Genomic DNA, 20,563 nt, shown 5'->3' on the forward strand with positions numbered 1-20,563 from the left:
GGCTAAATCAACTAACTCTTTAATTGAAATGATCCAGATCAAGGAAACTTTACATATTTTCTTCAAAAATCCTCTGACCACCTATCTGCGCTTTTTAATAAATTGGCTAAAAAATCAATTTAAATTTAAAGGATTAAAGCAAGGATACTTATCCATCGTTTTAGATTCAGAACTAGAACCTAATGTTCGTATAGACAGCGAGGTATTAGTCATCGAATCCTCTATTGGCTCCTTTTCTTATGTATGCGGCAAAACGTTGATCACTAAGACTTCTATGGGAAAATTTTGTAGTATTGGTCCCCGTTGCCTGTTTGGTTGGGGGATACATCCTTCTAGAGATTTTGTTTCTACCCATCCTATTTTCTACTCAACGAAAAAACAAGCTGGTATCACTTTTGCCGATCAAGACTATATAGAAGAAAGAAAACCGATCACAGTTGGCAATGATGTTTGGATTGGGGCTAATGTCATCGTTTTAGATGGTGTAACAATTGGGAATGGAGCCATTGTCGCTACTGGAGCCGTTGTGACTAAAGATATTCCCCCTTATGCTATCTATGGTGGTGTTCCTGCCAAGCTTATCCGTTATCGATTTGAGCAAGAAATAATTGACCGTTTGATGGATTTTCAGTGGTGGAACAAAGATCAAGAATGGCTGAAAAATAACTTCAAACTTTTTCATAATATTAATGAATTGATTAATTATATAGATAAAATTAATATTCCACATACATCAGATAATCGTACTCAAGTTAAATAATTTAACTCATAACGTGTATCATTCAGAACTAGATAGCCTGTTCATCCCTAAAAATGTACCTCACGAAAGCGATAACCGCTAGACTTCAGGATGCAGGGCAAAATTTTTCATGCCTTGGCGATCGCAGATGGGTAAAGTAGGGTATCATCTAGACATCTAGAGTAATCTCAAGAGGAAGTAACTGGTTGAGTGATGTCCATAGACAAACCAAGGTGTTTGGCTTATGGTTATGGCAGGTTAAGAGGACGGCAGTGGGTTTAAAAGTGTAATTATGTCTCGTATTAGTTGTATAATCGTTAGCTACAATAAAGGTAAATTTTTGCAGGATGCTATAGTTAGTGTACTTAACCAGACACGGCCAGTAGCTGAAATTATTGTCGCCGATGATGGTTCAACTGATGGATCTAGAAATTTAATAACATCCCTTGCTCAAGAATACTGCAAAATTAAACCAATTTTCAGAGAAAAGAATCTTGGGGTAGCCGCTAACAGAGACCTAGCTATCAGAGAAGCTAATGGTGATTTATTGACAACCCTTGATGGGGACGACTGGTACTCTCCTCAAAAAATAGAGAAAGAGTTGATCGCTATACAAAACAAGCCTGATGCCATAGCTTATTCAGATGTTCGGCTTGTCAATCGGGAAGGGAAACAAATTTCCGAGTGGGATATTTCTGGATTTTCTAACTTTGATATTGCTCAAAGATTACGCTGGTTATCGCATCGTATAGGTCCAATTCCTAGAGATATGCTTCTACCCAAAAAACTTTACTTAGAAGTTTTAGGTATGCGTCATTGTCTTCCTATATACGAAGATTGGGACTTTAAAATTCGTCTAGCCGCCTATCCTAATGAATGGATACACTCTGGCATTGCTGGCATCAATTACCGTAAGACTAAATCTGGACTATCACAGAGTAGTTCGCTAATACATACTAAATGTCAATATCAGGTACTAATGGCGAATCAAAAATTACTTAAAAAGTATCTTGGTACTCAAGGATTCTGGTTAGCAATTGCTAAAGTTATTTTAAAAGCAGGACGTTCTGTAGCTAGAAAAGTTATTCTTCCGGATTAGATTGCTAGACTTGTCAAATCTACTAAAAAAATTAGGTAATTTTAGATGATTAATTCGACCACAGACATAAAACCATTGTTTGTTTTTTCAATGCCGCGTGCTGGCTCTACTTTACTTCAGCGTCTTCTCGCCTCTCATGAAAGTATAAGCACGGCTGTGGAACCCTGGATATTGCTTCCTTATATTTATACACTTAGGGAGAAAGGAATTTATAGCGAATACGGTCACTTCCTTTTAGTAAAAGCTGTGGATAATTTTTGTCATCAGTTACCTAACGGTCAAAATGATTACTTAGCAGAAATGCGGATGTTTATATTAAGACTTTACTCTAAAGCAGCTAATAATAATGCTACTTATTTTTTAGATAAAACACCTAGATACTATTTAATTGCGGAGGAGCTTTTCCGCATTTTTCCTGAAGGAAAATTTGTGTTCTTATGGCGTAATCCGTTAGCCATAGTCGCGTCCATAATAGAAACTTGGGAACAGGGTAAGTGGAAGCTCTACAGACACAAAATAGATATATTTGATGGTATAGCTAATCTAGTGGAAACTTATGAGAAATATGGTAACCAAGCTTATAGCTTGCAGTACGAAGCTCTTCTTTCTAATCCAGCAACCGAATTACAGCAACTATTTGCCTACTTAGATCTGCCATTTAATCCCGCATCCAACACACAACCCATTGAACTGAAAAATCAGGTACTTGGAGATCCCACAGGAGTCAAGCAGTATAAATCGATTAGTAAGGAGCCAATGAGTAAATGGAAATATACCCTTGCTAATCCTATTCGTAAGAGCTGGTGTCGTCAATATTTACATTGGATTGGTAAAGAGCGACTAGGGGTAATGGGTTATAGTTTGGATGAATTGTTTACTGAACTGGCAACTATCCCTTTTAACTCGCACCTAATTCTACAGGATCTCCTTCTCATACCTTATGGCACTCTATATTGTGCTATTGAACCTACCTTGATCAAGCATAAAATGCAAATCTTACCTAACTGGCAGAAGTTGCACACACACACATAATTTTTAATTAAATGAATGGTGTAAGATTGAGGATGAAGTGAGTTATTGTAAATACTGTAAGCTACTTGATATTTTGCCTTACACCATCTATGTTGGTATAATCATTCACTGTGTCATTCTTTTAATTCTTAAAATAGCGGCATAAAAATTAAACGATCTGATTATTAGAGTCCCAATGAATCTCAACTCCTTAATTAAGAAATTTATTAAAATAATTACAATTAAGTAGGTGATTATCGTTGCAATTGTTGCTCCCATTGCTCCATAACCTGGTATCAGTAAAAAGTTCAAAACCAAATTGACTATCGCGCCCATACTTGTAAAAATAAGAGTAAATTTTAATTTTCTTTCTATGGTTAAAACAGTACCCCGTGCCACCCCAAAACAACTATTAAATTGAGACCACACATAAATCGATAACAGAGTTCCAGCAGGTGCAAAATCTGCTCCATAGAGAATCTGAACGATATAATGAGATAAAAGTGATACCGGAATAGCGCCAGCTAGCCATATCAGCGTTGATATGTCAAAATAAACCTGAAGTTTATCGAGATAATCGTCCTGACTCGTTTCCTTAAGTGCCGTCAGTTTGGGTAAAATTGATGAGGCTAATACCATCGGGAAAAAATCTAGGAGTCGCGATATCTTAACCGCTGCGGCATAAAATCCCAATTCAGATTTATCCGGTAACATTGAACCTAGCATTAACTGATCGATATCAGCATAAATATAAATAGCTATTCCCGCACCAACTAGTAGCCACCCCTCTTGGAGCAATTCTTTAGCTCGTTTCCAATTAGTTCGCCATGCTTGAATGTGATTTCCCTGGCTTTGATAAATGATAACTAGCCCGATTGAACCCAACACAACCTCCGCCAATCTCGCCCAAGCAAAGGCAATCAGAGGAGCTTGTAGATAAATTAATCCAACTCTAATCGCCGCCATAAACACATAGGCAGAATTCTTGGCAGCAACTGTATATTTTGACTGGATTTGGGACTGGAACCAGAAATCAATCGTATTAAATGCATTAAAAAGAGTTCCGGCGGCGATAATTCCCACTAACCAGTGAGTTAAGGATTCATTGGGTTGTAGCCAATAAATTGTTACTACGGCTGTCAATAGAGTAATTAAGCCACCAGCGAATTGGAGAGCAAAAGTTGTACCAAGAGTTTCATTTTTACTGGTAGGAGTTCGAGCAATATCACGCACAACAAGAGTTTTCAACGCTTGCAGCGTCGCAAATCTAAACATCCCCACAAAAGTCATCGCGTAGGTGAGCGTGCCAAACTGGGTTGGACCCAGATAGCGAGTTACCCAAACTCCAACCACTAAACTCAATCCAAGTTCTATCACTTTGCTAATAAAAAGCCACCCCATATTACTGAGGACTTGACGTAAGCCAGGACTAAGCTTTTGAATGAGTGAAGCGATTTTGTCAAGCATTAGAATTGCATTCCTGATTAAACTCTAGTGATTGAAGATAGATTTGTGCGTACAACGATGACTCAGTTTAATCAGTATAGTTACTCCTCTCCTCAGTGGCGCTGATTTGAGGGGATGAAGAGGTTGACTCAAACGCTAAAGTCTTCTGAATATGGGCATCATCGCTGATATCTTCTGCTGTCACTTCCATCGTTAACCTCGCTGTCATCAACACATAAAATGCCCAACCACTAGAGATTGAAACTAGAGTGGTTTCTGTAAAATTGGTGATCATTAACCAGGTAAAAATAATTAATGGTAATCCGGCTGTACTATCTTTTGTACGAATCAGATGCAGGACTCCATAATAAATATTTACTAACAATGACAGGCTGAATAAGGTCAATCCAATCCAACCAAAATCTAAGCCCATATCTAAAAAACCATTGTGAGCATGCATGGCTTTAAAACCACTCGGAGTTCTGACGTTAAATGAAGGGTCATTCACTCCTCGCCATTCCTGCCAAAACCCTCCATATCCATAGCCAAACAAAGGATACTTGTTAATAGCATCAACAACATGTGCCCAGATATATGTGCGACCAGTTAAGGTCATATCCTTACCCAGTTTTTCCACGATAATGTACTCTGCATTCTCGGTAATTAAAATCACTAGAGACACTGCAAGTGCCAGAAATACACCCATGCAGGCAAAAGCGGTTCGAGGTGGTAAACGTTTGAGAAATCGGAGAAATCCTAAGAGACATATCAATATAAATACTAATGCTTTCCCCATACCACTCCCAGCTTGTTGCACGAAGACAACGGCTAACATGGCTAAACTCATGAAGATAAACTTATACTTTCTGGATACATCGACTGACCATAAGTAAAGGATAATTGCGCTTACAGCCATTGTTGGACCCGCATAATTTTTATGCCCGAAATGTTCCAGTCCATATACTAAAAAAAGAATAACAGCGATGCCATGATACCAAGTTAACATCGCCAGTAACTCTTTCCAGGTATACTGCTTACCAATATAAATTAATGCCAGGGTAACTCCTATATGAACAAGGCTTGCTTTTAACGTATAACCTGGAATGTTAGAAAATGAAAAAGACAAAAGCATTATCAGAATATAGCTGCAAAAAAATAAATTATTTTTGAGGAAAGACGAAACAATATAAACGGCATCCTTAAGGTTACTATTTAACCTTGGCGCTAATAAAACAAGACAAGCGATATAAGTCGCTAGAGTTATGCTAAGAGTAGGCAAAGTCGTATCTCTTAGAGTCAAAACCTGAGGATGAAATTTATTCATCAGTCCTAGGCCTAGGGTGACTTTGCCGATAATTAAGATAAGTAAGGTGGCACAAGCTTGTTCAAAAATCTTAGACCATCGACTATTGGAATTAATTAATTGAAACGCTACGACGAAATAGACTGACCCGACAAAAAAGAGTAAAGTTAAAATTAGGGGATGTAATATCAGTTCTTTCATTTAATAACCTGTGATCGAGCAACTTGGAAATTATCAAAATTTAAGCCAACCAAAGGCTTTAACGCTATCGTTAAAAGTCTGATGAACGCTGCTTCCCCTACTTAATGTGGTACAGAATCCTTAATTTTTTTGAACCAAGGGTAAAAAATTAATTATACAGATAAAATTGGAGAGTATCCACTCTTAACAGTAAAGATAGCCGATGCGCTATGTACCTCAGCAACTGACCCACCCAGTCGGTGCAGCTATGTCCTTAGGGGTTTTCCTAACGCTCATCTGCCCCGGTTCTATCGGTAGGGCGCAACTGCCAACCTTTGAACAATTACAGCCTCAACCCCCACCAGCTAGCTTGGCACAATCCCAAGCAGAGTATACCCTAGGCGGCGGCGATCGCATTCGCCTCGATATCTTGGAAGTGCCTCAATATAGCGGAGAGTATCAAATCCCGCCTGGTGGTTCACTCACCCTGCCCCTGATTGGGAGTGTATCACTGGAGGGACTTACCGAACAACAGGCTGCCCAAGTCATTTCGGCTCGATATCAAAGTGTGATCAAACGCCCTCTAGTCACTGTCACCCTGCTCAGCCCTCGCCCTTTTAATGTGTCAGTTTCGGGGGAAGTCAATCGTCCAGGATCATATACCCTATCCTTTACAGGAGGTGTCGGAGATAATCCAGGCATACAATACCCCAGTGTCACCCAAGCCATACAGCAAGCTGGGGGAGTAACCTTATCGGCTGATCTTCGCAATGTCCAAGTTCGCCGACGCCAACAATTTGGTTCAGGAGCGGTGACTAAGGTTAATCTTTGGGAATTCGTACAGACTGGGAATCCACGTCAAAACTTACTCTTACGTGATGGCGATACAGTCTTCGTGCCTATTTTAACGAATCTTAACTTAGCCGAAGCCCGACAAATTGCTACCAGTAGCCTAGCCTCTGACCCGGAAGAACCCCTTACCATTGCTGTGGTTGGTCAAGTGAACCGTCCAGGAACGTATACAATTGTTGGCGGAAATACAGGAACCGATGGAAGAACGCTGGGCTTACCGACTATCAGTCGGGCGATTCAACGCGCTGGTGGGATTAAACCCATAGCTGATATTCGCCAAATCTCGGTACGCCGTGTGACCAAAACTGGGGCAGAGTATACGATTTCGGTCAATTTGTGGCAACTGTTGCAAATGGGGGATTTCAAGCAAGACACCGTGTTGCAGGAAGGAGATACGATAATCGTACCAACGGCTAGTGACGTGAATCCAGCCGAAGCCACTGAACTAGCAACCGCTAGTTTTTCCCCGGATACGATTCAAGTCAGTGTCGTTGGCGAAGTGACTCGACCTGGACTTGTAGAAGTACCCCCAAATACCCCCTTAAATCAAGCATTACTAGCGGCGGGTGGATTTGATCACAAGCGAGCGCGGAAAAGTTCGGTGGAATTGATTCGTCTCAACCCAGATGGCACTGTTTCTAAACAAACGATACCGATTGACTTTGCCCAAGGTATTAATGAGCAAAGCAACCCCATCCTGCGTGACAATGATATCGTCGTTGTCAATCGCTCTGGCGTCGCTAGGATTGCTGATACACTTGAAACTCCTCTATCCACCTTTGGTGGAGTTTTTAACGTGTTCAGACTGTTTGAGTTCTTGGGAGGCTTTTTCTAGCTAGCTGTTCTGGGGTCTGTTCAAGTGGCAACTGAGTTACCTTGATTTTTGACGTCAAATCTTTAGGTATTGACTTTAATCCGAGTTTAAGTTATTTATGTTGTGAGTTTAATGTAGCTATTTATTTTCATTTAATTCAGGGGATTTGATCATGAGTTTAGTTCGACAAAAAATTTGGAGTCACGGATTGACTGGGTTAGCTCGCTTTCTGGAAGAGTTTTTTATTGATGTGACCAAACCCAGTAGAAAACTTAAGTTTTTACGGGGACTAATCTACGCCAACTATGATTATGTCGTTCGATTTCCCAAGGTGAAAGTCTTTGATTTTCTGTCAGTTTATCCAGCCGCTAAGGGTCGGGAGATTCTGATGCTCCTTCACAGAGATGAACGCTGGTCGCTTTCCGATCTGGAAACGCTCTATCTATTAGCTCTCATTTCCATGAGACAAGCACCCAAAATTTTTGAAATTGGCAGCGCCCATGGGGAAACAAGCTACGCGATGGCGAGAATTAATCAGGATACCCATATTTTCAGTTTAGATTTACCCGTTGACGATACTGTTGCCCATCAAAATAAAATGAGATGGAAAAACACGTCCCAAGAACAACAGATAACCCAACTTTATGGCGACTCCAGAACCTTCGACTATAGTCCTTACTTGGGACAAATGGATATTGTGTTAATTGATGGCGATCATTCCTATTTAACCTGTAAAAGCGATTCAGCGAAGGCTTTGAAGTTAATCAACGATAAAGGAATCATCATTTGGGATGATTACAATGCATTAGAAGTGCAACGAGCTGTCAACGAGTTGCTCCCCACGGAGAACATTTTCCAGTTGAAAGGAACAGGTTTTGCCGTATTAGATCGTAGCCTAGCTGACCTTCCCTCTGAAATCAGTTAATTGGGAAGTAGGGGTCACAAATGGGGCATCCGTGTCAACTTAAGCCACAACCCTTGCCCATCCTAATTTTCAGCTACGGTGTCCCTGCTCCAAGAGTTCCCAGACGTTCCACCCGAGGAGTCTCTACATTGCTCCCCCTACTTCCCCCGCTTCCCCTGCTCTCCCTACTTTTTACCTTAAGTTTACACCAATGCAAACGGGAGTGTCCCTGGAAAGGTAGAAACGTTGCTTGCAATGTCTTAGCACGTTAACTGGCTTTCTTTGTCAAGCCTGATTCAGAAGTTCTTATACTGCCAGACTGAAAAGACTATAATTAATTATCCCTTAAACGATCGTCTAATCCAAATCTTTTTACAATATCCCTAATGGTATCTTGTTCCGATTGATTTAGCTCAGACTTCCAGGAATATAACCTGTCAATGCTTTGCCGTTTACCATAAGCTGGAAATTTTTTTTCTACAGAAGTTGGAGAAGTTCTGTTCCAATTTTTTTCTAAGGCTATGTTGTTAAATTCTATTTTCATTTCTTCTAAAATTTTTTTTAAATAATCTGAACCTCCAAGAATCATTTCGTCATAATTGACGATATAGAATTTATTATTATTCTGTTGATTGTGAAATGAATCTAGTAGATATTTTTCTGTTAAAGCCCAGTATGCAGTAAGACGCGATATCAGGTTATGTTGGTCTAATTCTACAATCTCATTTTCCCATCTAGAGAAATAATTCTTGCGACCATCATTAATTTGGAGTAATTGTTTTGAGAGTGAAAGTTTCTCAAAAATAGCTCTCCAATACTGTATTCGCATAATAGTATGAATAAGGGCGCGAGGATCTCTATAGATATGAATAATGGAAACGGGCCAATCATTGTAAATAGCTTTTAGACAAAGGGATGCTCTAACAAACTTCACCACAACCCTATCTCTAGAATAGTAACTGATGGGTCTGATAGTCATTTGAGTATTTCGATGAGGCAATAGATCTAGCAAAGCTTTGTCAACGATGAGCTTAAGATATGAGCCTTCGCCAAAATTATGGTCTTGGTAAGGCATCAATAGGTTAAGAAAAGTAGGATCACTTTGTGGTGGATTAATTTCTGGTATAGCCTTATAGAAATAACCCGCTCTTGGTGCAAAAGGCTCAAAAACTGCTTTAGCGTTTGTTGCTGTTGATAAAGTATCTTGTAACCAGGTTGTTCCACTTCTCCAAAAACCATTTATTACTATACATTTAGATGTATCGATTTTCTGGGATTCCCACCAATTGATCGGATAGAGGATTTTTGATTGCGCTTCTCTGACTATCAATTCTGTTTTGCTTTGAAGTTTAAATTTCAGTTTATTAGTCTGACTGGTAATCCAATGCATATTTTTTTAGGCTTACTATAGTAAGGAAGAAGAAAACGAACAAGGGAGTCACTAGAATTTTAGAAACGTTGTAGGAAACATCTCTAAACGATAACTATTTCAGCGATCAACAGCGATGATTTACATATATAATCATAAAAGTTAAAGAAATGCTTTCATCTTTATAAAAATTTACGATAATTTACCCATTGACTCTCAAATGAATCTCTCAGGTCAACAGCTTACCACACTTGTAGGACTTACTTAGCAACTATCTATAGTAGGGACAATTCATGAATTGCCCCTACAGGTAGCGCCTGTGTCGTCAATGTGAGGTGCGTAAGTCCTAAGTTGTTCTTTCGGGACGTTCCCCCTCCAACCCATGAACCCTAAGCTGGCAAAACTCTTCAGACTTTTTTTCTTAGCCGCCATTGTTTTTGGATGCATTAGTCATATCCTTCCAGAAGGCAAAACCACCCCCTGTCCTACAGTACAACTCAGTACCTATCCCACCCTGGGTTCACTGGAAATCCCCAACAGCAAACGTGGGCAAATCTACCTGAATGGGAGATGGCAGTTTATGCCAGCTATGGATACCAGCGAACCTCAACCGCCACAGGACGACTGGGGTTCGATTTGGGTACCAGGGGATTGGCAGCATGAGAACTATGCAGCCGTACCTGGACTAATTTCGCGGGGAACAGGAACCGCATGGCAAAACTTCAATGGCAAATCCCTCTCCAAAGCCTGGTATCAACGCACGGTGAAAATCCCAGCTAATTGGCAAGGGCGCTCTATTTTGCTTGACCTACAGCGGGTGAGTACTGATGCCATCCTGTACGTTAACGGTAAACAGTGTGGTCAGGTGGAGTGGCCCTATGGCGCTGTAGACATCACCTCCATGGCTCAACCGGGTACCGAGATAACCCTCAGCCTCTTAGTTGTAGCCGCCACTGATGAGCAGGCAAAGACTGTGATTATGAGTCCCAATGAAACCTATACCACCGAAGCCCAGCTAGCGTCCCGGGGACTCATTGGTGAAGTGCGGTTGCTCAGTTTGCCCCAAGGTTCTCACATCAGTGATATCTTTGTCCAACCCTCCACCCGACAACAGCAACTCAAACTGGATGTCGAACTGGCGGATATTACCCAAACTGGCACCGTTGAACTCGTGGCTAAACTGTTCAACGAACAAGGCACAATTGAACGGCAATTTACCGCCAATGCTCAAGTCAAAGCCAAGCCCAGTCAAGTTTTACAACTCGCTTGGGATTGGTCTAATCCCCGACTCTGGGATATTAACCAACCCAATCTCTACACCCTGCACCTAGAAATCCAGGGCGCCGGAATTAGCGATGAATATGACCAACCCTTCGGCTTTCGGGAGTTTTGGATTGAAGGACGAAAATTTTACTTAAACGGGACGGAAATTCGTCTGCGTCCGATTCTCCACCAGGATCAATGGCAAGGTTGGGGAGTGGGTATCCCGGACGTCGCTGACCGGATGATTGAGGGCTATGTTTGGGCTGGCTTCAATATTGCCGAACTTTGGCCCTGGGATCACGACGAGCGGGGGCGATGGCACTTCCGAGAACTCTTTGCTGAACGCGCCGACCTGAAAGGGTTTCCGATTATCGCCCCAGCTCTGAGTATGTCTCACATTGGTCCGCCGAAACAGTGGCGCAAGCCGAATCAAAGAAAGCGCTGGGAGCAGCGCATGACTACCGAACTGCGTCGCTATCGTAACCATCCATCAATTCTGATGTGGGCAAATAGCCCCAATTTTTTCGGTCATGCGGATGACCAAAATCCACGACGCATTGGCAAAAAAACTATTGAAGGGTTTCTCGGTCATCAGGTAGCAGACGATCGCATCCGTAAACTATATCCCATCGGTGAGGCAGCCGTAGCGACGATCAAAACCCATGACCCCACGCGACCCGTTCTGATGCACGAAGGGGCTTCCGTTGGCGATGTCTATGCCCTCAACTCCTATTTGAATCTGATCCCCCTGCAAGAACGAGAGGAGTGGCTCTCCCATTGGACACAGTACGGTGATATGCCCTACATGGTCGTGGAATTCGGCACACCCCTGCACGCAACAATGATGCGTAGCCGTAATGGGTTTAGGGGGGCAATCACAAGCGAACCCCTGATGACTGAGTTTAGCGCGATTTACTTGGGCAAAGAAGCCTATGAGCTAGAGACTCTCACTTACCGCCAAAAAATCCCTGAATTATTTGTCCAGAAGCAGGAATATCAGAGTTGGCACAATAACCAGGAACTAAATTTTGCCCCGGCTTTCCAAAAGCTACAGGAATTGTTCAGCACGAACACTTGGCGTAGTTGGCGCACATTTGGCATGACGGGTGGGATGATTCCCTGGAATCTGGGTCACGGTTGGCAGGTTTCGGACAGGGGACGAGAAAAAGTGGATCTGGGGGCGTTTACACCGGGGCAACGGGGTCCTTACCTCAAGCAAGTGCCTAAATCTTTATGGTACAACTTCCAACCCCAGAGCTATATTATCCATCCAGGGGGACAAGCAATTTTGGCAAACAATCGTCCTACTCTGGCTTGGATTGCCGGATCAGCCAAGGCGTTTACGGCGAAAGACCACAGTTTTTCAGGGGGGGAGAGACTCCAAAAGCAAGTTGTCCTGATTAATGATACCCGGGCAAAGCAAGATTTTTCCTATAACTGGCAAGTGCTGTTGGCAGGTCAACCTATCGCCACAGGTGAAGAAGCGGGAACGATTGAGACGGCTCAAACTCTGTTCTTTCCGATAGCATTAGATCTCCCCAATGTCAAGGGCAAAGTTGACGGAGAAATTCGCCTCAGCGCTGAGATTGGCAATCAGCAGCATCAAGACAACTTTTCGTTCCGAGTGTTCAGTCACACCCCATCCTCAGTCCCCAATCGCCAATCCCCAATTGCTGTGTTTGACCCGGTGGGTAAAACGAGCCAGATGCTGAAACAGTTAGGATACAATCTTGTCCCATGGGATGGCTCATTAACCCAGTTACCGCTGGTAATTGGTCGCGAAGTCTTGTCCGATGGGCACAAACTCCCTGGTAATCTAGCCACCTTTGTCCGCCAAGGGGGTCGAGCAATTATTTTCCCGCAAAACCCGGAATGGATACGTCGTACAATCGGTTGGCGGGTTTCCCACCATCTGAGTCGCCGAGTTTTCCCTGTTGACCAGACTCATCCAGTGGTGAAGGGATTGGATCAGATGGATTTACGGGACTGGAGAGGCGAAAGTACTCTGGTTGAGGCTTACCCCGATACCACTCAGGGAGACATGAACCCTAATCCTCACGGTACACCATTCTATGGGTGGCACTGGGGAAATCGCGGCGCGGTTAGTAGTGCGGCGGTGGAAAAGCCCCACCATAGTTCTTGGCGACCAATTCTAGAGTCGGAGTTTGATTTAGCCTACACGCCACTAATGGAACTGGACTATGGAAAGGGACGGCTGATTTGGAATACGTTAGACCTAGAAGACCATGTACCACTGGATGCAGTTGCGCGTCAACTAGCGCAACAACTGATTGCTTATGGTTCTACTCAATCTCTTTCTACTAAAGCGGATCGGGTTATGTTTATGGGTAGCGATGAGGAGGCGACTCAACTGGATGGGCTAGGTTTGATTTACCAGCGGTCAAGTTCTCTCACCGCTGACGCTGGACTCGTCATCATCGGCAGCCAAGCCACTGTGACTGATGAGGAGTTACGCGCCTACCTAAATCGTGGGGGGACGGTGTTTTTCTTACCCCGACATTCAGATTCTGCGCCTTTGGGGATTCGTCTTCAACCGGTGAAGGAGTTTGCGGGTTCGCTGGCTGTCCCCAACTGGACAGAGACTCGTGGACTCAGCGCCTCGGATTTGCGATCGCGCACCGAACATCAGGCTTGGTTAATTCAATCTGGGGGTGAGGTGGCTGCAAATGGTCTGTTAAGTCGTCTGCAACTGGGGAATGGGGTAGTGCTGTTTGCTCAGCTTGATCCCAACGGTTTGAACGCGGATGTCAAGACCTACTTACGTTATACCCGCTGGCGACAGACCCGTGCGATCGCGCAAATCCTGGCAAATTTGGGTGCCAGCTTCCAAGTTGATGGTACAATCTTCAAACGGATAGGGCAACAAACAAGCCAGCCGAACTTCTCTACTACTGATAGTGGCTTTTATCTCTCCGATTACCGGCGTGATTTTGACTTAGGTGATGAACCCTACCGTTATTATCGCTGGTAAAGTTTTAGTGGCTACTAATTATCAATTTTCACATTTATGTCTTCAGCTATTCTCAAAGATCTGGCTCAATGCGATCTTGACGTTTTAAAATCTCTTCTGTGCCAGTCTTCCATACCCAAAAGGCGACACCCAAAAGGCGACAAGGTAAGAAGTTAGAGGAGATTTCACTAAGTTAGTATCATAGATTACATAGCTATCCTCAATGAATTGTGACATTTTTTCTTTTCGACATGAAACGTCTTTGACAGAACGGATTCCAGCAGGGCAAAATATTACAATTTGTTGAGGATTGTTGTCTAAGTTTCCTCGAAATGTCTTAGGTGGCATTTTGATAACTTGATCAGCGCCTGAAGCTTCCCCGAACTTGTCAAACCCAGCCGACTACCGTAATATTACTATACATCTTAGCTAATCAAGACAGAGGCGCGTCACGGTGATATTTCAGGGGTTTTACATTCTTAGCACTGAACCACTAATCGTTTCCTATATCGGAGCCTTCCCGACCCTACCCAAAGGATTTCAACCCAAACACGTCTTGGAAAGCCCAGGGGGTTGGTCAGCGCGATGGAAACCAATGGTTAAATTTAAGCAGCATCAAATCCAGCACCAGCTATCAGGCAGATCCTACCACCTGATGGTCAACGCCTCTGATGAAGAAGTCTGGCGCAAACGCTGGCTAATACAGGGAGCGCACGTTAGTTCCAGTGTCTATGTCAATGAGCATATCTACCAAACCCTGAATCAGCCAAAGCATTACGACGCCATCTACACCGCACAGCTTCTCCCCTTCAAACGACATGGATTAGCCAAAGACATACAAAACTTAATGATTGTCTCGTACGGCGGAGACTTGCCGACGTTCTGCCCCGAATTAGCATATGCTGAGTATAATAGAAAATTCATCCCTCGCCCTGAACTTGCCAAAAAGCTGAATCAGGCTTACGCGGGTCTGTGCCTTTCCGCAGAAGAAGGAGCGATGTATGCCTCTGTAGAATATCTGCTTTGTGGCATTCCTGTGGTGAGTACACCGAGTAAAGGCGGACGCGATGAATTCTTCAATAGTGAGAATTCCATCATTGTTCCCCCCGAAGCGGATGCCGTTGCCCAAGCGGTACAACAGTGGAAGGCATCACCGCCAGACCCTCGCAAAATCCGAGCAAATGCGCTCAAGCAGCTCAACGCTGTCCGGCTCAGTTTATGTAGTTATGTTGCCAAGCTGATTGAGCAAGAAGGAGGTGGTAAAAAAAACCCAGAAGAACTCATGGAAAAATACTTTGCGCCACCCGGTATCTCATCTCGTTTTGTTCACCAAAGGGACTTAGCCAGTATTAATTTAGAGCAATTCAGAGTGTAATGTCATAGAAAAACTGACGGAGCCACTTAGGTTCCGGCGATTTTAATCGCAACAATACAAACAAAGTCCGCCGACGCGGACTAGGGAAATCCATAAAATAGAGATATACCTACCTTGAACTGAACTCAGACAGGTTAATCAGTGATTCTGTTTCAGTCAACCCCAGACTCTAGAGGTGCTTCTGATGGATACCGAACGCAATTTACAGCCATTTCCCGCACAGCCAAACGGCAAACCACTTAAGTCTTTGCCCCAAGTTCACTCAAGCGAAGTTAATCAGAGTGATGGACAAACCGTAGATTTAGCATGGGTTTTGGCTGTTTTTCGTCGGAGAGCCTGGTTAATGACAGGAGTCGCCTTGACATTCATTGTAGCTTCCGGACTTTGGCTGCTATGGAGTAAGAAACAGTATATTCCGGAGTATCGAGGATCGTTTAAACTCTTAGTTGAACCAGTTACCGCAGAAAATCTGTTAAGAAATCAATTCTTGCAGGCTCAACGTCAAGGCGGAAATATGCGAATGCCCGATCTGGAACGAACAAGTTTATTGGATTACGAGTCTCAGATCCGGGTTTTGCAAAGTCCGCAACTGATGAAGCCAGTACTCGAGAAGCTCCAGAATCGATATCCGGATATCGACTATAATTCCCTGATGGGAAACCTATCAATTGTCCGGATCACTTATGAAAAAAATGCCGAAGACGTTGGCACTAAGATTCTAGAAGTCATTTATCAAGATAAAGATATAAAAACAATTAACTTTGTTTTAGATACAATCGCTGATAGATATCTCGATTATAGTCTACAAGAACGCCAAAAAACGCTGACGCAAGGGATTACATTTATTGAATCCCAGCTTCCTCGGCTACAGCAGCAAGTTGACCGACTCCAAGGGCAACTACAAGAGCTACGACAAGAGTATAATTTGGTCGATCCGGAGCTAGCTGACGCACAATTAACAGAACATGTGCTGTTCATTCGCAGAAATCGATTAGAGACCGCTGCTCAACTGGCTGAAACCCGTTCGCTCTACAATGCGTTACAAAAACAGTTTAATGAAGCTGATCCCACCGCTGTTTTATCGACAGAGGCTCAAGCCTATGGCACTTTACTCTCTGAATTGCAGAAAGTCGAAACTCAGATTGCCTTAGAATCCGCACAATTTCGGGCAGATAGTCCTCCCATGGAAATCTTACGTGAACGGCAGGAAAGTTTGCGTCTATTACTCAAGCAAGAATCCCAAGATGTCCTGGAAAATTTAGCCGGAAAAATTCAGGGGTTAGAAGATCGCTATCAAACCATTCTCCAAACTGAAACTCAGATTAATCAACAGCTTGAGCAGTTGCCTACGGTAACCCGACAGGTTGGTGATTTAGACAGGAAACTTAGTGTGGCGACGGATAACCTGAAGGAATTTCTGTCTAAACGAGAAACCTTAAAACTCGATGCCGCTCAGCAAGAAATTCCCTGGGAATTAATTAATCCTCCAGAAATCTGGGACGGTAATAATGGTGTGCCAGTGCCTGTCGAACCCCACTCCCTGAAGCGCCCACTGGCTATAGCTGTGATTTTAAGTGTCTTCCTGAGTATCGGCGTCGGTTTTCTGGTCGAGATTTTCCATACGGTATTCCACACCCCTGAAGACATCAAGGGAGCCACAAAACTGCCGATTCTAGGGGTGATTCCGTTGACCAAACAATTTCACCAACTCTCTAAGCAACCCAGTCAACTGGCTATTATTGCCCAAGTTGCTAATTCTAAGCCCAAACCAGAGCGTCCTTGGTTTTCTAAGAATCGCCCCACAGAGTATGGCACTTCACCCTTTATGGAAGCCTTCCGTTCCCTCTACACCAATATCCGTCTACTGAGTGAAAAGAAATCTATCCAATCACTGGCGATTAGCTCGGCTGTACCTGGTGATGGCAAAACAACGGTAGCTTTGTATCTGGCTCAAACCGCCGCCACTATTGGCAAGCGCGTTTTACTTGTAGACACGGATTTACGCAATCCTCAGCTTCACAGTCGCTTGGACTTACCCAATACCCAGGGACTTAGCGATATCATTGCGACAGAGTTAACGCTTCAGAATACTATCCAAAAATCCTCTCTGGACGAGAACTTATTCGTTTTGACAGCGGGTCAGAGTTTATCTGACCCTATCAAACTGCTCTCCTCTGATAAGATGGAGTACTTCATGGATCAAGTGACAGCTCAGTTTGATCTAGTGATCTACGATACCCCTCCGCTTCTGGGTTTGGGGGATGGAAACCTGCTCGCCGCTAAAGCAGATGGCACCATACTAGTCGTGGGAATCGAGAAAACAGACCGTTCTTTGGTTATGAAAGCCTTTGATGGATTAAAAATTGCCAGAGCCTCTATTTTAGGAATAGTCGCCAATGGCGTGAAAGCAGAGGCGACGTCCTCTTATGGTGTCTATCGCCGACAGGCAATTCGATATTAAGGACTGCTCAAGAGGGTGTTTTAATTCCTGTTACCTATTGCCGTGAAATCCGTAGATTTTACGGGTTTATTGGGCGCACGTCGGTGAGTAGAGACGGAACGTCTCTATGGTGCCGAAAGTCCTAATCGATGTGTCTACTGCTATACCAGGGCGCACGTCGGTGCGCCCCTACGATCATCCGTGTCAACTTAAGCCATAAACCTTACCCATTCTAGTTTTCAGCTATGGGGTGTCTGCTCCCCCGGCTATGGGAGAAGGGCGGGTTTAGTTAAGTTATCAGTTTGCTGCAAAATGTTATCTGTAAAACCCGCCCCTACACCCCCCGCTCTAAGAGCTTTTTACCTTAAGTTGACACCAATGCCCTACGACATTCCCCAACTTTCTGCTTTTGCTTTACGCTTCACACTCATTACTCCCAACCAAATTGTTACGCCAATCACCAACAGTACCCGATATTGCAGCAGTAATTCACTGTCAATAAACGTCATTAAAACATTTCGTGGAAAAAGCATTACAAACATCACAGTTAGGGCGACTAAGGTGGCTCTGGGACGATGATACAAATGCCTCCAGAATGCTGCCATCAGTGGTGCTAACGCAATTAAATCATAATGATGGGCGAAACCAAACAATACCGAAATTGCTAGTAACATTCCAATCACATCGTCAATGATCAGTCGGAAACGATACCGCCACAGTAGACCCGTAATCAAAATCCCCAAAGGCAATAATTGTGGTACATGAATACCAGCCGTATACAGTAAATTTTGGATACTAAAAACGGCTGGAAAACCCAAAACATTAGCAAATACGTTTTTATGTTCTCCCAAGGAGGCAAACCAGTGGAAAAACACGTCAATGGGACCTGTAATCACCATGGGGACTAGACAGAAAATTAAGGTCGTAACGGCGGCCACTGCTAAAATTCGCCAGTGCCGTTCTAAAAGCAGCCAGAGGATAACCAGCAAGCTCAACTGTGGCTTAATCGTAGCAATGGCAATTAGAATACCGCTTAACATCCAGCGATCACGATAAGCATAATACCACCCACTAACAAGTGCTGTAGTCACGACTAGAGTGGTTTGTCCTAGCATGATTACCTGAAAAGTAAAGGGATTTCCCAGCACAATTGCTGGAATAAACCACAATGAACCAGAACCCAGAACTTTGAGTTGTTTGACCTGAGGCTGTTTAACCAAAAGCACACAAAAAAACGCTAAAACCCCAGCACAAATAACATTTAAAAGGGTCATCACTACCTTGGCTTGTGTCCAAGGAAATGCTGCCAACATCAAACATAGTGGGGCAATCTGGGGTGGATAGAAAAAACCACCTGCACTCTGGTTTGCTCCTAATTGGCTAGCTACTTCTGGATCATAAGCATTTAATCCTTCCCACCAGGAAAGTCCAGCCACATACAAGTATTTTGTATCAACGTGTTGGTTAAATCCGATAATTGCAACGACAATCAGTGCTGTGCAGGCGCATAGTAAAACGCCAACCCTAAAAAATAAGTTTTTTGATAGACGATAAATAACTGAATTCCTCATTGTTAAGCTATGATTAAGTTTACAGTTTCAAACATCCCAATTTAAATACGTTTTAGCTTATCACTATTGGGTATAGCAATTTCCGGTATGGTCAGGTATAGCAATCCTATTTTAGTTATGACAGGTGAGAAACTTGATAACCCAGGTATAGCAAGTAACACAGTTTTTAAAATTGCCACAACCTAAATAGGATTGCTATATAGATGAAATACACCAGATAAAACTGCTATACTACAGTAAGTCGATGATTGGTCTACTAAATATTGCTATCATAAAAAATTGGAGGAGACAAGTTTATGAAAATACGGTCTTATTTAAGTCCCAGCAACTTGGCACGGTTCCCTGTTCCTTTGACTAGGCGGGAAATCCATGCCTCTTTACATGGTTCCAAAGTTATAGCTAATAGTATGCCTAAGGCAGGAACTCATTTGCTTACTCGTGTGCTTGAACTGTTGCCTGTTTTTGTGCCTCGCTGGACATATCATGCTTTAGTAAATAAAGACCCAAAACTCTATCAGAAAATCTTCAAAATCCGTAAAGGTCAATATGTTTCTGGACATTTACAATGGAATCAGGAATTGATTAACGTTCTTGGTGATGCGAATATTAAGACAATCTTTATTGTTCGTGACCTTCGTGATATTGCCTTTTCTAATGCTTATTATATGACGTACCGAAATAAGAGTCATCGTTTGCATTCTTACTTCAATTCCCTCAATTCAGATGATGAAAGACTGATGGCTTCTATCGTTGGAGTAAGCGAAAAGCAGCTTAAAGGTGACTTGAGGTCGTCCTCTCTAGGCGAAAATGTCGCAAGTTTTTTGCCATGGCTAGATGATGAAAATTGTCTTTCAGTGCGTTTTGAGGATTTAATTGGGAGTTCTGGAGATGGACAGGATCACAAGCCAATGTCAACTATTCGTGCTATTGCGAATTATCTAAATATTGATAATTCTGAAGAACAAATTATTCAGATAGCTAAAAATGTTTTCTATAAAAAATCAAGAACGTTTCGTAAAGGTACAATTGGTGATTGGCGAAATCATTTTACAAATGAACACAAGCAGGCATTCAAAGATATATGTGGCGACATATTAATAAAAATGGGATATGCTGATGGATATGATTGGTAAATCTATGTGACATTAAACTCATTTGTCTAGACATTTATTGAACGGGGGTTCTGGGTACAGCATCGCCATGCAAGCCGATCACGCCTTTGAAGT

13 protein-coding genes are annotated in these 20,563 nt (G+C 43.0%); 9 read left to right on the forward strand and 4 right to left on the reverse strand.

The genetic code is table 11. The features are described from left to right. The first annotated feature begins 28 nt into the window (after positions 1-28). The 3 genes from RIG66_RS14570 to RIG66_RS14580 all read left to right on the forward strand — a co-directional run bounded on the left by RIG66_RS14570 (position 29) and on the right by RIG66_RS14580 (position 2,870). Positions 29-760, forward strand: coding sequence for a CatB-related O-acetyltransferase (locus tag RIG66_RS14570; RefSeq protein WP_446379155.1), 732 nt, complete (start codon positions 29-31; stop codon positions 758-760). Positions 761-1,031: 271 nt separating this feature from the next. Beyond that, complete coding sequence (locus RIG66_RS14575; RefSeq protein WP_446379157.1) at positions 1,032-1,838, forward strand: glycosyltransferase family 2 protein; 807 nt, start codon at positions 1,032-1,034, stop codon at positions 1,836-1,838. 45 nt (positions 1,839-1,883) lie between these two features. Then, positions 1,884-2,870, forward strand: a complete 987-nt coding sequence (locus RIG66_RS14580; protein WP_446379159.1) for a sulfotransferase family protein — start codon at positions 1,884-1,886, stop codon at positions 2,868-2,870. A gap of 105 nt (positions 2,871-2,975) precedes the next feature. On the opposite strand, the gene RIG66_RS14585 is transcribed toward RIG66_RS14580, so the two are convergent. Next, positions 2,976-4,316, reverse strand: a complete 1,341-nt coding sequence (locus RIG66_RS14585) for a flippase (protein ID WP_446379161.1) — start codon at positions 4,314-4,316, stop codon at positions 2,976-2,978. Positions 4,317-4,383: 67 nt separating this feature from the next. Beyond that, positions 4,384-5,799 (reverse strand): O-antigen ligase family protein, encoded by a 1,416-nt coding sequence (locus RIG66_RS14590; protein WP_446379163.1) that lies wholly within the window; start codon positions 5,797-5,799, stop codon positions 4,384-4,386. A 202-nt stretch (positions 5,800-6,001) separates the two neighbouring features. Here RIG66_RS14590 and RIG66_RS14595 point away from each other — a divergent pair, with 202 nt between their 5' ends. Further along, positions 6,002-7,465: a polysaccharide biosynthesis/export family protein gene (locus RIG66_RS14595; protein WP_446379165.1), complete on the forward strand. Its 1,464-nt coding sequence runs from the start codon at positions 6,002-6,004 to the stop codon at positions 7,463-7,465. 151 nt (positions 7,466-7,616) lie between these two features. Then, a complete protein-coding gene (locus RIG66_RS14600; RefSeq protein ID WP_446379167.1) occupies positions 7,617-8,369 on the forward strand; it encodes a class I SAM-dependent methyltransferase in 753 nt (250 codons plus the stop codon). Between the two features lie 313 nt (positions 8,370-8,682). Here RIG66_RS14600 and RIG66_RS14605 read toward each other — a convergent pair whose 3' ends face one another. Then, positions 8,683-9,738 carry a sulfotransferase domain-containing protein gene (locus tag RIG66_RS14605; protein WP_446379169.1) on the reverse strand — a complete coding sequence of 352 codons (1,056 nt, stop codon included), beginning with the start codon at positions 9,736-9,738 and terminating at the stop codon, positions 8,683-8,685. 361 nt (positions 9,739-10,099) lie between these two features. On the opposite strand from RIG66_RS14605, the gene RIG66_RS14610 reads away from it, so the two are divergent. The 3 genes from RIG66_RS14610 to RIG66_RS14620 all read left to right on the forward strand — a co-directional run bounded on the left by RIG66_RS14610 (position 10,100) and on the right by RIG66_RS14620 (position 17,787). Further along, positions 10,100-13,972, forward strand: a complete 3,873-nt coding sequence (locus tag RIG66_RS14610) for a glycoside hydrolase family 2 protein (RefSeq protein WP_446379171.1) — start codon at positions 10,100-10,102, stop codon at positions 13,970-13,972. Between the two features lie 535 nt (positions 13,973-14,507). Continuing rightward, positions 14,508-15,326, forward strand: a complete 819-nt coding sequence (locus RIG66_RS14615; protein ID WP_446379173.1) for a glycosyltransferase — start codon at positions 14,508-14,510, stop codon at positions 15,324-15,326. A gap of 184 nt (positions 15,327-15,510) precedes the next feature. Continuing rightward, positions 15,511-17,787, forward strand: a complete 2,277-nt coding sequence (locus RIG66_RS14620; protein WP_446379175.1) for a GumC family protein — start codon at positions 15,511-15,513, stop codon at positions 17,785-17,787. Between the two features lie 362 nt (positions 17,788-18,149). On the opposite strand, the gene RIG66_RS14625 is transcribed toward RIG66_RS14620, so the two are convergent. Further along, positions 18,150-19,337 carry a glycosyltransferase family 87 protein gene (locus RIG66_RS14625; RefSeq protein ID WP_446379177.1) on the reverse strand — a complete coding sequence of 396 codons (1,188 nt, stop codon included), beginning with the start codon at positions 19,335-19,337 and terminating at the stop codon, positions 18,150-18,152. A gap of 296 nt (positions 19,338-19,633) precedes the next feature. Between RIG66_RS14625 and RIG66_RS14630 the strand changes: the two genes are divergently transcribed. Continuing rightward, a complete protein-coding gene (locus RIG66_RS14630) occupies positions 19,634-20,470 on the forward strand; it encodes a sulfotransferase domain-containing protein (protein WP_446379179.1) in 837 nt (278 codons plus the stop codon). Positions 20,471-20,563 lie beyond the last annotated feature (93 nt).

The organism is Coleofasciculus sp. E2-BRE-01, assembly GCF_040221695.1.
Classification (GTDB): domain Bacteria; phylum Cyanobacteriota; class Cyanobacteriia; order Cyanobacteriales; family Coleofasciculaceae; genus Coleofasciculus.